This window comes from Sphingobium sp. WR1 (genome assembly GCF_059693745.1).
This window is the reverse complement of sequence record NZ_JCATID010000043.1, coordinates 1-12,969: the sequence shown is the minus strand read 5'-3', so window position 1 is coordinate 12,969 and position 12,969 is coordinate 1. Positions and strand designations below refer to the sequence as shown.

At 66.3% G+C, this 12,969-nt stretch carries 11 protein-coding genes; 8 read left to right on the top strand and 3 right to left on the bottom strand.

Going from position 1 to position 12,969, the window contains the following annotated elements; genetic code table 11:
• Positions 1-56: 56 nt before the first annotated feature.
• The gene (locus AC58EF_RS26850; RefSeq protein WP_007406371.1) at positions 57-395 is read right to left on the bottom strand and encodes a hypothetical protein; all 339 of its coding nucleotides are present in this window, start codon (positions 393-395) and stop codon (positions 57-59) included.
• Positions 396-656: 261 nt separating this feature from the next.
• Here AC58EF_RS26850 and AC58EF_RS26845 point away from each other — a divergent pair, with 261 nt between their 5' ends.
• The 7 genes from AC58EF_RS26845 (at position 657) to AC58EF_RS26815 (ending at position 9,252) form a co-directional block, all read left to right on the top strand.
• Complete coding sequence (locus AC58EF_RS26845) at positions 657-1,019, top strand: hypothetical protein (protein WP_007406428.1); 363 nt, start codon at positions 657-659, stop codon at positions 1,017-1,019.
• Positions 1,020-1,096: 77 nt separating this feature from the next.
• Positions 1,097-1,354 carry a hypothetical protein gene (locus AC58EF_RS26840; protein WP_007683334.1) on the top strand — a complete coding sequence of 86 codons (258 nt, stop codon included), beginning with the start codon at positions 1,097-1,099 and terminating at the stop codon, positions 1,352-1,354.
• Positions 1,355-1,417: 63 nt separating this feature from the next.
• Positions 1,418-2,680: a TolC family protein gene (locus AC58EF_RS26835; protein WP_013039107.1), complete on the top strand. Its 1,263-nt coding sequence runs from the start codon at positions 1,418-1,420 to the stop codon at positions 2,678-2,680.
• On the top strand, positions 2,677-4,167 hold the full coding sequence (locus AC58EF_RS26830) for an efflux RND transporter periplasmic adaptor subunit (RefSeq protein WP_007406384.1): 1,491 nt from the start codon (positions 2,677-2,679) through the stop codon (positions 4,165-4,167). Before AC58EF_RS26835 ends, AC58EF_RS26830 begins: the two co-directional genes overlap by 4 nt.
• Entirely contained in the window at positions 4,164-7,307 is a 3,144-nt protein-coding gene (locus tag AC58EF_RS26825) for an efflux RND transporter permease subunit (protein WP_007406408.1), read from the top strand. The genes AC58EF_RS26830 and AC58EF_RS26825 overlap by 4 nt, the downstream gene beginning before the upstream one ends.
• On the top strand, positions 7,304-7,708 hold the full coding sequence (locus AC58EF_RS26820; RefSeq protein WP_007406376.1) for a copper-binding protein: 405 nt from the start codon (positions 7,304-7,306) through the stop codon (positions 7,706-7,708). Before AC58EF_RS26825 ends, AC58EF_RS26820 begins: the two co-directional genes overlap by 4 nt.
• Positions 7,709-7,956: 248 nt before the next feature.
• Positions 7,957-9,252, top strand: a complete 1,296-nt coding sequence (locus tag AC58EF_RS26815) for a type II restriction enzyme NmeDI-related protein (RefSeq protein ID WP_013039108.1) — start codon at positions 7,957-7,959, stop codon at positions 9,250-9,252.
• A gap of 66 nt (positions 9,253-9,318) precedes the next feature.
• On the opposite strand, the gene AC58EF_RS26810 is transcribed toward AC58EF_RS26815, so the two are convergent.
• The gene (locus AC58EF_RS26810; protein ID WP_011607966.1) at positions 9,319-9,843 is read right to left on the bottom strand and encodes a GNAT family N-acetyltransferase; all 525 of its coding nucleotides are present in this window, start codon (positions 9,841-9,843) and stop codon (positions 9,319-9,321) included.
• 2 nt (positions 9,844-9,845) lie between these two features.
• Positions 9,846-10,466, bottom strand: coding sequence for a recombinase family protein (locus AC58EF_RS26805; RefSeq protein ID WP_008832583.1), 621 nt, complete (start codon positions 10,464-10,466; stop codon positions 9,846-9,848).
• Between the two features lie 125 nt (positions 10,467-10,591).
• Here AC58EF_RS26805 and AC58EF_RS26800 point away from each other — a divergent pair.
• Positions 10,592-12,969: Tn3 family transposase (locus AC58EF_RS26800; RefSeq protein ID WP_497279462.1), on the top strand; the 2,378-nt coding region annotated here is incomplete at its 3' end.

The following is a 12,969-nucleotide window of genomic DNA, read 5'->3' as shown; positions in this document are numbered from 1 at the left end:
CGGCCCGCTGCCCCGACGCGTCGCAGGGCAGCCCGTGCCGCCGGGCCACCGGCTTGTCAGTTCTTGCGAAGCTCGACGATGTCGTGCCTGGCAGGCGTGCCGTCGGCGACGGACACGTGCGCGAAGTGATCGTCAAAGATATGGTCGATCGTCACATGGCCGACGAGCTGGCGGTGATAGGTCGGCGCCACGCCCTTGGACGGACCCGGATGGGTCACGACGCGATAGACCTCGAGCTTCTGGCCGACCTCGGCGCCATCGGCCTTGCCGATGCAGACGACCGTGCCGTTGCTGCCCGTGTCGACGATCGAGCCGCGCATGAACAGGCTGTGCCCGATGCCCTGGGCCATAGCGGGGACGGCAGCAAGCATCGAAATGCCGGCAAGCGCGACCATGAGAGTTTTTCTGACCATATTCACCTCCTTGGATGGTAAGCCACCGCCCGGACTTTGCCGAGGGGAAGAGCGTCTCTTCAGGCTTGGGACTACGGTCCCGGGTCCAGCCTCGATATACGTAGAGGCCGCAGCCGATCTTCTTCCCCGGGCCGGATCTTTATTGACGCGGAGTTGACGGAATCAGCCGTCAGCACTTCAAAATCCGCGCGGCGCGAGACTTTGGTTGGCTGCGCCCGCGAAACCCGCTAGATATCGAGGCCCGTGAAACGCCTGCTCGCCCTCCTGCTCGTCATCGGAGCGCTGTCCGGTCTCTTCGGAGCCCAGATGGCGGCCGCGCACAGCGTGCCGCAGGCGGCAGGCGCGCCGCTGGCCAAGGGCATGGATGCGGACTGCATGGCGATGATGGCCAAGCAGCAGCCTGCGCCCAGCGAAAAGCCCTGCAAGGGCCTGACGCTCGATTGCATCGCCGCGATGGGGTGCGTGATCCCGCTGGTCGCAGCGGACCTGGCAGGCGGCGTTGCGCCTGCGCGTCTCTACGACGCGCCCAGCTTCTGGACGACCGACACGATATTGACCGGCAAGGCGGTTGCGCCCGAGCCGGATCCTCCCACCAGCCTTGCCTGATTGAACGAGCACGGGCTGCGCGCATCGATCGATGCGTGCGCGCCCGGTTTCCTTCTTTTCAGTCAAAGGTTTTCGTGATGATCAAACTGCTTCCGGCCGCCCTTGTGGCGGCCCTCAGTCTCGCCGCGCCTGCGCTTGCAACCGACGCGAGCCGCACGCCGCAAGGCCATTGGGAATGGCGGTCGGCGCCGCAATATGGTCCGCGGGCGACTGGCCCTGCGCGTGTCCGCATATGGGTGCCCGACAGCCGGGACATGGCCAGCTGCGATTGCGCGATGATGCAGGCAAGCGCCGCCGACTGCATGCGCGGCGCAGTCAGGTCGGACAAGGGCTAAACCCGCTCCGGAGCGGCGCGTCACATCTTGGCGCGCCGCCTCTGTCATGAGGGGATGATATCCATGATCATGATGCCGAGGCGCGCTGTGCGACGCCTGTTGCTCTCTATCGGTGCGACGCTTGCGAGCGCCTGGGCCGTGCCGGTGTCGGCCGGCCCGCTCACCTACGAGCAGGCAGTGAGGCTCGCTGCCGCCAACGCGCCAAGCCTCAAGGCGCGCGCGGCGGCGACAGCCGGCGCCCGCTCTTCGGCGGTCGCGGCCGATCGCCTGCCCGATCCGACGCTCGACCTGGGCCTGCAGAACTTCCCGGTGAGCGGCCCCAATGCCGGCAGCTTCACGCGCGACGATTTCACTATGGCGACGATCGGGTTCAGCCAGACCTTCCCCAATCTCGCCAAGCGCCATGCACGCGCCGCGCGCGCCGCGGCCGATATCGGTATCGCCGAGGCGGGCGAGCTGGTCGAAGGCCGCAACGTGCGGCTCGAGACCGCCCTCGCCTGGGTCGATCTCTATTATGGAGAACGCCGGCTCCGGCAGCTCGACCTGCTCGATGCCAGCCTCGACGACCTGCAGAAGACCGTGACCGCACGCCTGGCGTCGGGCAGCGCGCGCCCGAGCCAGGCGCTCGAGCCCGACCAGCTCCGCGCCGCCATCGCCGATCGCCGCGCCGAGATGGCTGCGGTGGTGGCGCAGGCGCGGGCCCGGCTCGCGCGCTATACCGGCGACCCCGACCCGCAGGCGACGGGCGACCCGCCGATGCTCGATGTCGATCCGATCCGGCTGCGGGCCGGGATCGATGCGCTTCCCGCCCTGCGCGCGCAGGACGCGCGGATCGCAGTCGCCGAAGCGGACGTGCGTCTCGCGCGCGCCGACAAGCGCCCCGACTGGAAGGTCGGCGTCACCTATGGCCGGCGCGATCCCATGTACGGCGACATGGCCTCGGTCGGCGTGTCGATCGACCTGCCGCTGTTCGCCGGCAAGCGCCAGAACCCCAGGATCGCTGCAAGCGAGAGCCTTGCGCAAGGGGGTCGGTTCGACCGCGAGGCGATCCGCCGCGAGCTGGTGGCGCAGCTCGACGCCGATCTCGCAGACCATGCCATGCATCTCTCCCGGTTGCGCAATGCCCGCGAGACGCTGGTGCCACTCGCCAGGCACCGCGCCGAGCTCGACCGCGACAGCTATGGCGCCGGCAAGCTCGACCTTGGCGCCGCGCTGCTCACGACGCTCGGGCTCGCGGAGGCCGAGGTCGAGGCGCTCAACCGCGAAGCCGACGTCGCGCGCGACGCGGTCCGCATCACTATCACCTATGGGGAGGAGCGGCCATGACGCTCGATAAATCCGCGCTGCGCTGGGGCGCATCGATCCTGGCTGTCGCGCTGCTGGCCGGCGGCACAGGCTATTGGGCTGGCCATCGCCAGGCACCGCAATCGGAGGCGACCACGCCCGCCGGGGCAGGCAAAGTCCTTTACTGGTACGATCCGATGTTCCCCAACCAGAAGTTCGACAAGCCCGGCAAGTCGCCCTTCATGGATATGCAGCTCGTGCCGCGATACGCGGACGGAGGAAGCGCCGGCGCGGCCCCCACGGTCGCCGTCGATCCCGCCGCGCGGCAGAGCCTGGGATTGCGGGTCGTCGCGGCGAAGATGGGCAGCCTTGCCTCGGCCCTCGAGGTCACCGGCACGATCGACTTCAACCAGCGCGACGTCGCCGTCATCCAGGCGCGTTCGGGCGGGTTCGTGAGCCGCGTCTATGCGCGAGCGCCCGGGGACGTGGTCCGCGCCGGCGCGCCGATCGCGGACCTGCTCCTGCCCGAATGGGGCGGCGCGCAGACCGAATATCTGAGCGTCAGGCGGCTCGGCAAGCCCGACCTCACCGCGGCCGCGCGCCAGCGACTGCGGCTGATGGGCATGTCCGACGGCCTCATCGCCAGCGTCGAGCGGAGCGGACGCCCGAACGGCGTGGTGACGATCACGACGCCGATCTCGGGCACGATCCAGACGCTCGACGCCCGTGCCGGCGTGACGCTCGCCATGGGCCAGACGCTCGCCCAGGTAAGCGGGCTCGGCACCGTCTGGCTCAATGCCGCGGTGCCCGAAGCGCGCGCGGGCGATGTCCGGGTCGGCCAGAATGCCAGCACCACGCTGGCGGGCTTCCCCGGCGAGCGCTTCGCCGGCCGGGTGATCGCGATCCTGCCGACCACGCAGGCCGACAGCCGCACGCTCACCGTGCGGATCGAGCTGCCCAACCGGGACGGCCGGTTGCGGCCGGGCATGTTCGCCAGCGTCGCGCTTGGCGGCGATGCCAAGCCGGCGCTGCTGGTGCCGAGCGAAGCGGTGATCCGCACGGGCAGGCGCACGCTCGTCATGCTGGCCGCAGGCGACGGGCGCTATCATCCCGCCGAGGTCCGCATCGGCCGCGAGGCAGGCGGCGAGACCGAGATCCTTGCCGGCCTGTCGCCCGGCGAGAACGTCGTCGTCTCGGGGCAGTTCCTGATCGATTCCGAGGCGAGCCTGTCGGGAATCGAGGCGCGGCCGATCGGCGGCGGTGCGGCATCGGCGACCATCGCCGCGCCGGCGTCGAAAGCCACGCTGTACGAGACGACGGGCAAGATCGAGCGGATCACGGCCAATTCGGTGACGCTCAGCCACGAGCCCGTTCCCGCGCTCGACTGGCCGGCGATGACGATGACCTTCGCGCTCGCCAATCCGGGCATCGCGCGCGGCTTCAAGGCGGGTGACCGGGTCCGGTTCGGGTTCGACCGGCCCCCGGCGGGACCGACGCTGCGGCATATGGCGAAGGTGGCGGGCCAGTGATCGCCCATCTCATCCGCTGGTCGGTGAGGAACCGCTTCTTCGTCGTGCTCGGCATGCTCGCGCTGGTCGGCGCGGGCCTGTGGGCGGTGCGCTCGACCCCGATCGACGCGCTGCCCGATCTTTCCGACGTGCAGGTCGTGATCCGCACTTCCTATCCGGGTCAGGCGCCGCAGATCGTCGAGAACCAGATCACCTATCCGCTCACCACCACCATGCTGTCGGTGCCCGGCGCCAAGACGGTGCGCGGCTATAGCTTCTTCGGCGACAGCTTCGTCTATGTGATCTTCGAGGACGGCACCGATCTCTACTGGGCGCGCAGCCGCGTGCTCGAATATCTCAACCAGGTCCAGGGTCGGTTGCCGGCCAGCGCCCGCAGCGCGCTCGGGCCGGACGCGACCGGGGTCGGCTGGGTCTATGAATATGCGCTGGTCGACCGCACCGGCCGGCACGATCTCTCGCAGCTTCGCGGGTTGCAGGACTGGTTCCTGCGCTACGAGCTGAAGACCGTGACCGGCGTGGCCGAAGTCGCCAGCATCGGCGGCATGGTCAAGCAGTACCAGGTGCTGCTCGATCCGGTGAAGCTCGCGGCCTACGGCGTAACCCACGCCCAGGCAGTGCAGGCGATCAGCCAAGCCAATCAGGAAGCCGGCGGCTCGGTGCTGGAAATGGCCGAGGCCGAATATATGGTCCGCGCCTCGGGCTATCTGAAAACGCTCGACGATTTCCGGGCAATCCCGCTCAAGACTGCGGCGGGCGGCGTGCCCGTCCGGCTCGGCGATGTCGCCACGATCCAGGTCGGCCCCGAGATGCGGCGCGGCATCGCCGAACTGAACGGCGAAGGCGAGGTCGCCGGCGGCGTCGTTATTCTTCGGTCAGGCAAGAACGCCCGTGAGACCATCGCGGCGGTCAAGGACAAGCTCGCCGATCTCAGGAAAAGCCTGCCGCCGGGCGTCGAGGTGGTCACGGTCTATGACCGCTCGCAGCTGATCGATCGCGCGGTCGAGAACCTCACCCGCAAGCTGGTCGAGGAGTTCATCGTCGTCGCATTGGTCTGCGCCCTGTTCCTCTGGCACGTCCGCTCGGCGCTGGTCGCGATCCTGACCTTGCCGCTCGGTGTGCTGGCCGCGTTCGTCGTAATGCGGTTCCAGGGGGTGAACGCCAACATCATGTCGCTGGGCGGCATCGCCATCGCCATCGGCGCGATGGTGGATGCGGCGGTCGTCATGATCGAGAACGCCCACAAGAGGATCGAACGCTGGGAGCAGGATCACCCGGACAGACATCTCGATGGCGAGATGCGCTGGATCGTCGTCACCGAGGCGGCGGCCGAGGTCGGGCCGGCGCTGTTCTTCAGCCTGCTGATCATCACGCTGTCGTTCATTCCGGTCTTCACCCTGGAGGCGCAGGAAGGCCGGCTGTTCGCGCCGCTCGCCTTCACCAAGACCTATGCGATGGGCGCGGCCGCGATCCTGTCGGTGACCCTGGTGCCGATCCTGATGGGCTGGCTGATCCGGGGCCGCATTCCGGCCGAGCAGGCCAATCCGGTCAATCGCTGGCTCACCAATATCTACCGGCCCGCGATCGACTGGACGATGAAGCGGCCCAAGGCAGTGCTGCTGATCGCGGCTCTGGTGTTCGCCACCACGGCCTGGCCGCTCAGCCGGCTCGGCGGCGAGTTCATGCCCAATCTCGACGAGGGCGACCTGCTCTACATGCCCTCGGCGCTGCCGGGCCTCTCGGCCGCCAAGGCGAGTGAGCTGCTCCAGCAGACCGACCGCCTGATCAAGACCGTGCCCGAAGTCGAAAGCGTGTTCGGCAAGGCCGGCCGCGCCGAGACCGCGACCGATCCCGCGCCGCTCGAAATGTTCGAGACGACGATCCAATTCAAGCCCCGCGACCAGTGGCGGTCGGGCATGACGCCCGAACGCCTTGTCGACGAGCTCGATCGCCGGGTGAAGCTTCCGGGTCTCGCCAATATCTGGGTGCCGCCGATCCGCAACCGCATCGACATGCTCGCGACGGGCATCAAGAGCCCGATCGGGGTCAAGGTGTCGGGCAGTGACCTCGCCGAGCTCGACCGCATCGCGCATGATGTCGAGACCGTGGCCAGGAGCGTGCCCGGCGTCAGCTCGGCGCTCGCCGAGCGGCTGACCGGCGGACGCTATGTCGATGTCGACATAGACCGCGCCGCCGCCGCGCGGTTCGGGCTCAACATCGCCGACGTCCAGGCCATCGTCTCCGGCGCGATCGGCGGCGAGACGATCGGCGAGACGGTCGAGGGCCTCGCCCGCTATCCGATCAGCGTGCGCTATCCGCGCGAATTGCGCGACAGCCTCGAAAGGCTGCGGGCGCTACCGATCCTGACGCCCGCGGGCCAGCAGATCACCTTGGGCACCGTGGCAAACGTCTCGATCGCCGAGGGACCGCCGATGCTCAAGACCGAGAATGCCCGGCCTTCGACCTGGGTCTACGTCGATGTGCGCGGGCGCGATCTTGCCTCGGTGGTCGGCGATCTGCAGCGTGCGGTGGCGAAACAGGTCAGGCTCTCGCCTGGGGTCAGCATCGCTTACTCTGGCCAGTTCGAATATCTCGAGCGCGCGGTCGACCGCTTGAAGCTGGTCGTGCCCGCGACGCTGCTGATCATCTTCGTGCTGCTCTACCTCATCTTCGGCCGCTTCGACGAGGCGGCGCTGATCATGGGGACGCTGCCGTTTGCGCTGACCGGCGGCATCTGGACGCTTTATCTGCTGGGGTTCAACCAGTCGATCGCCACCGGGGTCGGGTTCATCGCGCTCGCCGGCGTCTCCGCCGAGTTCGGGGTGGTGATGCTGATCTATCTCAAGAACGCGCTGGCCGAGCGCGGCGCACATCCGGACGCTGCCGAGGTCGAGGCCGCCGTGCGCGAAGGCGCGCTGCTGCGCGTCCGTCCCAAGGCGATGACGGTGGCGGTGATCCTGGCCGGCCTGCTGCCGATCCTGCTGGGATCAGGCGCGGGTTCGGAGGTCATGAGCCGGATTGCCGCGCCGATGATCGGCGGCATGCTGACCGCGCCCTTGCTCTCAATGTTCGTCCTGCCCGCCGCCTACCTGCTGTTGCGCCGGCCCAAGACCGATCCCATCCCTCAACCCGTTTCATCATGAAGGAGAAGACGATGAACCATGCACGACTGACCATTGCCCTCGGCCTCGCCGCCCTGACTGCCGCGTGCGGCAAGAAGGCGGAGGCCCCCGTTGCGACTGAGACCAACGAGGCGGCGCCCGCCGCGACCATGAGCGGCGACATGGGCAACATGTCGATGGCGCCTGACGCGAACGCCGCGATCAAGGCCAAGGGCCATGGCACCGTCACCGCGATCGACAAGGCGGCAGGCACGATCACGCTCGATCATGGTCCGATCCCGGAGGCCAAGTGGCCCGCGATGACGATGGCGTTCAAGGCCGCGCCGTCGATCACCGATGCGGTCAAGGTCGGCGACAAGGTCGATTTCGACCTCTCGCTCAAGGGCAGCGATGGCGAGGTCACCGCGATCGCAAAGCAGTGATCCGCTAAGTTCGACCGGAAAAAGCTGGTTGCGGCGCCGCTCCCGGGCGGCGACGCCCGTGCCGGCCGTCTGCCTGGCTGTGCGCCCGGTCGACGGTTGCGACCGGCAACGCCCAATGCCAGCGGCGTTTCCCTGCGCGATCACCGACAATTTGAGCACGCTTCGCGGATCGCACATTGAACGTGCAAGCCGCCCTTGCTCGCGATAGCCTGAACGGCAAGGAGCCCAGTTTAGATGACCCAGCCAGTATGACCTTGTTACCCGCGACACATCATGATCTCGTGAGCGAGCTTGTCCGTCGTTGGCGAGACGATCCCGGCGCCACCTATCGCTCCTGGTTTCTGTGGGACGAACGGCTGAAAAACTTCCGCTCCATCCGTCGCGGGCTGCAGCAGGTGGTCGCAGAAATCGAAAGTGGGCGGTTCGGCGTCGCCTATCGCGGCTCGTCACTGGAAACGGTTGTCCACTCGATCGCCGAACAGCGGCAGATCTTCAAGGGCGCCGACCATGCCTGGCTGTGGAAGCCCAAGCTGCGCATTCCAGACATCTACGAAAGCCCGGACAACCAGCGGGCGTTCGGTCGCCTGCTCGACAATTGCTCGTGCTGCGATACCGCCGAGGAGATCATCAGCCACATCCGCAGCATAGACGCGCTCAAGATCAAGGGGCTGGGGCCGGCGGCGGCCAACCTGCTCTATTTCCTTCACCCGACGCTGGTGCCGCCCTTCAATACCGCGATCGTCAAGGGCTACAATGCCGTCACCGGCGCCAAGGTGAAGCTCGGGTCATGGGATCATTTTCTCGCCATGCGCGCCGGCATCCTCGACCTCAACGACCGTTACCGCGAGTTGCTCTCCAACGATCTCGGCGCGATCGGCGGACTGTTGTTCGACATTGGCTCGGGCCGCTATCCCGCGCCACCGCTGGAGGATGACGCAACGGCGGCCGACGACTGGCTCGGCAGATTGGAACATGCCAGAGCGGAGGCAAGCCGGCTCGACAAGACAGCCGCCGCGCAGGGCGAAACCGATCGCACGCACGCCGAAATCCAGGCCTGGCTGCGCGACCTCGGCCATGCCCTCGGTTACGATGTGTGGATCGCCGCCAATGACCGCGGTCGACTTCACGCTGGCTGCCCGCTTGGACAGGGATGCCTCGAGCGCCTTCCAGACGCCATTGCGACCTCTCCCGGAGCGGACTCGATCCGCCTCATCGACGTGTTGTGGCTGGCGAAGGGTGGCGACGGCGTCGCCGCCGCGTTCGAGGTTGAACATTCGACCTCGATCTACTCGGGGATCGTGCGCATGCTCGATCTGGCGCTGTCGGGGAGCGATCTGCACGCTGCCGCCGGGCTATTCCTGGTCGCACCGAATGCGCGCGAGCAGGACGTTCGCGCGCAACTCCGTCGCCCGGCTTTCAGCCGTATTGCCGATCTCGACTTCGCCTATCTGCCCTATGGCGAGCTGGAGAGAAACAGGGACGCGATCGCTCGTTTTGGAACGGGATTGAAGGCCATCAAGGCGATCTCAAGCCCCCTTCCCTGAAAGGGGGCGTTTGCGGGAGGGGGCGGAATCCTACGCCAAGCTCGCCCAGATAGCCGGCGCGAGATCTTACTTGTTGCTGCCTTCTACGGTCGCGCCAGAAAGGCGACGGCTCAGTTCTATCCGGCGATGGCTACGCATTTTGAAGGTGTCTGGCCCAACGCGCCGATACTCAATGAAGCCGAGAGAACGCCAAAATCGCTCTGCCGCTTCATTCGCTTCCAGCACGGCCAACCGAATCTCTGTGGCACCTCTCGCAGCGGCCCAGCTTTCGACCGTCGAGTAAATTGAGCGTCCGACGCCACGACCACGCTGTGCGGCATCTACGATCATGAAGCCGAGATACCATGTGCCATCACGCGGATAATCGCGGAGGATGGCCGCGATTGCATATAGGCCGCCAGGCCCCTTCCATCCCAGGACAGCTTGATTGTGGGCGCTCTTTTCGGGCGGCACATCGGAGAAAAGCTCGCGAGCATCGTCCAGCGTGGGCGCGGCCCCGTCCTGCAACAGGAAATAGTCGCTGCAACGGTTGTACAGGTCTGCAACGTCTGCGGCGTCCGCTTGGGTAAGTTTGATCGGGGCTCCCGTCATCATCATCGCGTTTTGGCAGCAAGCACGCGCTGACCGTAATCCCGGAGTTCCCCGTTGGGACCGACATAGCGGTAGAGAGTGACGCGCTCGATCCCGAGTTCCTTGCAGAGGTCGGAAACGGACGTGTCGCGTTGGGCCATAGCAGCCTGAGCGAGCCGCACCTGGGCCTTGGAGAGGGCGAACTTGCGGCCACCCTTGCGTCCCCGCGCGCGGGCAGCGGCCAGGCCAGCCATGGTGCGCTCGCGGATCATATCCCGCTCAAACTCCGCCAGTGTGGCAAAAATGCCGAACACCATCCGGCCCGATGGCGTCGTGGTGTCGATCTGCGCGCCCTTGCCGGTGAGCACCCGCAGACCGATACCGCGATCCGACAGATTCTGCACCGTGCTGACCAGGTGGGTGAGCGTTCGGCCGAGCCGGTCGAGCTTCCAAACGATGAGGACATCGCCGTCGCGCAACGATTTCAGGCAGGCGGCAAGACCGGGGCGATCATCACGGCTACCGGATGCACGATCATCATAGATATTGCCTGGCTCGACACCGGCAGCGCGAAGGGCATCGTGCTGCAGGTCGAGCGACTGCGAGCCGTCGGCTTTGGACACGCGGGCGTAGCCGATCAGCATGGATCACAAACGAAGGTTTGAGGCGGTGACGAACATGAGCACATAAGATTGGGCTATTGTGTATCTTAACCAGCATCTCAATCAAGCTATCTCAAACCGTAGCTCGGAAAGAATAAGGAGCATGTATGCCGCGTCGCGTGACCCTGACCGATCGACAGCGCGAGGCGCTGCTTCACTTGCCGGTCGATCAAGGTGAGCTGCTGCGGCACTATACCCTCAGCGATGAGGATCTCGGGCATATCCGCCAGCGCCGGCGCGCCCACAATCGTTTTGGCTTCGCGCTGCAACTGTGCGTCCTGCGCTACCCGGGCCGGGTGCTCGCTCCTGGCGAGTTGATCCCGGCGCAGGTATCGGATTTCATCGCGGCCCAGCTCGGCCTGACCAGCGACGATCTACTCCTCTATGCCGCGCGCGAGGAGACCCGGCACGAGCATCTGGCGGACCTTCGCCGAATCTACGGCTATCGCTCCTTTTCGGGGCGGGGCGCACGGGATTTGCGCGAATGGATCGCTCGGGAAGCCGAGGCGGCGACATCGAATGAGGATCTTGCCCGTCGCTTCGTTGCGGAGTGTCGCCGCACCCGCACGATCCTTCCCGGCTCCTCGACGATCGAGCGCCTTTGCGCCGATGCGCTGGTTGAGGCCGAGCGCCGGATCGAGGATCTTATCGCCCATCGCATCACGCCAACCCTGAGCGAGAATTTGGCTCACCTGTTGGAGGATACGGTGGATGGTCGCGTCACGCGCTTCGTATGGCTGCGACAGTTCGAGGTTGGCGCAAATTCAGCAGCCGCTAACCGGCTGATGGATCGACTGGAATATCTTCAAAGGTTCGATCTTCCGGCGGATTTGCTGGACGGCGTGCCGGCGCATCGTGTGACCCGGCTTCGCCGGCAGGGCGAGCGCTATTACGCCGACGGCATGCGTGATCTGCCCGAAGACAGGCGGCTTGCGATCCTCGCTGTCTGCACCCTGGAATGGCGGTCATCGCTGGCCGATGTCATCGTGGAGACCCACGATCGCATCGTAGGCCGTCTCTATCGGGCCTCCGAACGCCTTTGCAACACCAGGATCGCCGACGAAAAGGCGGCCGTTCGGGACACGCTGAAGTCCTTTGCCGAAATCGGTGGTGCTTTGCTTGGAGCGCAGGACGATGGCACGGCCCTGGACGGGATAATCGCCACCGGGCCTGGCTGGGAACGGTTCAGAACCCTTGTCGCCACGGCCTCCGCGCTGACCAACGTGCTCGCGGCCGACCCGCTCAGCCGTGTGCTGGACGGCTATCACCGTTTCCGCCTCTACGCGCCCAGGATGCTGCGCCTGCTCGACATGCAGGCGGCGCCGATCGCCACGCCTCTTCTGGCGGCCGTTGCGATGCTGCGTAACGGGATCAAGGTCGATCCGCCGGTGGATTTTCTACGTCCCAACTCGAAATGGCATCGTCATCTTTGCGCTGAGCCCAGCGGCGACCACCGGCTTTGGGAAATCGCGGTGCTGTTCCACATCCGCGACGCCTTCCGGTCCGGTGACATATGGTTGGCGGGATCGCGCCGCTATGGCGACCTCAAGCAGCTTCTGGTCCCGCCACAGGCGATAGAGCAGACCGCGCGGCTCGCCGTGCCGCTGCGACCCGGCGAATGGCTGGCCGAGCGCAGGGCTCGACTGGATACACGGCTGAAGGAGTTTGGCCGCGCGGCGCGAACCGGCACGATCCCAGGCGGCATCATCGAGAACGGCAAGCTGCACATCGACAAGCTGAGGGCCGACACGCCCGAAGGGGCCGAGGATCTCGTGCTCGATCTCTATCAACAGCTCCCGCCCGCGAGGATCACCGATCTGTTGCTGGAAGTCGATGAGCGAACCGGATTTTCCGAGGCGTTCACGCATCTGCGCACCGGCGCGCCCTGCAGCGACCGGATCGGCCTGATGAACGTGTTGCTGGCGGAAGGCGTCAATCTCGGTTTGCGCAAGATGGCGGCGGCGACCAACACGCACAGCTTCTGGGAATTGCTGCGGATCGCGCGCTGGCATGTCGAAGGCAGCGCCTATGATCGGGCGCTCGCCATGATCGTGGAGGCCCACGCCGCCCTGCCCATGGCCGCCTTCTGGGGACAAGGGCAATCGGCATCCAGCGACGGGCAGTTCTTCCTTGCTACCGAGCAGGGCGAGGCGATGAATCTGATCAACGCGAAATATGGCAACGTCCCGGGCCTCAAGGGATACAGCCATGTGTCCGATCAATATGCGCCGTTCGCAACCCAGGTGATCCCGGCAACGGTCAGCGAGGCTCCCTATATCCTGGACGGGCTGCTCATGAATGACGCGGGCCGCCGCGTTCGCCAGCATTTTGCCGACACGGGCGGCTTCACCGATCATGTGTTCGCCGCCTGCGCCTTGCTCGGCTACAGGTTCGCCCCCCGTATCCGCGATCTCCCTCAGAAAAGACTCTATGCCTTCACGCCCAACGCGACGCCGGCCAATGTGCGAGCGCTGGTCGGAGGTAA

Excerpts from the sequence above, each read along its gene's own strand:
- AC58EF_RS26850 (WP_007406371.1), bottom strand. The coding sequence starts at position 395 with ATGGTCGCGCTTGCCGGCATTTCGATGCTTGCTGCCGTCCCCGCTATG.
- AC58EF_RS26840 (WP_007683334.1), top strand. The coding sequence starts at position 1,097 with ATGATCAAACTGCTTCCGGCCGCCCTTGTGGCGGCCCTCAGTCTCGCC.
- AC58EF_RS26835 (WP_013039107.1), top strand. The coding sequence starts at position 1,418 with ATGATCATGATGCCGAGGCGCGCTGTGCGACGCCTGTTGCTCTCTATC.
- AC58EF_RS26830 (WP_007406384.1), top strand. The coding sequence starts at position 2,677 with ATGACGCTCGATAAATCCGCGCTGCGCTGGGGCGCATCGATCCTGGCT.
- AC58EF_RS26820 (WP_007406376.1), top strand. The coding sequence starts at position 7,304 with ATGAAGGAGAAGACGATGAACCATGCACGACTGACCATTGCCCTCGGC.
- AC58EF_RS26815 (WP_013039108.1), top strand. The coding sequence starts at position 7,957 with ATGACCTTGTTACCCGCGACACATCATGATCTCGTGAGCGAGCTTGTC.
- AC58EF_RS26810 (WP_011607966.1), bottom strand. The coding sequence starts at position 9,843 with ATGACGGGAGCCCCGATCAAACTTACCCAAGCGGACGCCGCAGACGTT.
- AC58EF_RS26805 (WP_008832583.1), bottom strand. The coding sequence starts at position 10,466 with ATGCTGATCGGCTACGCCCGCGTGTCCAAAGCCGACGGCTCGCAGTCG.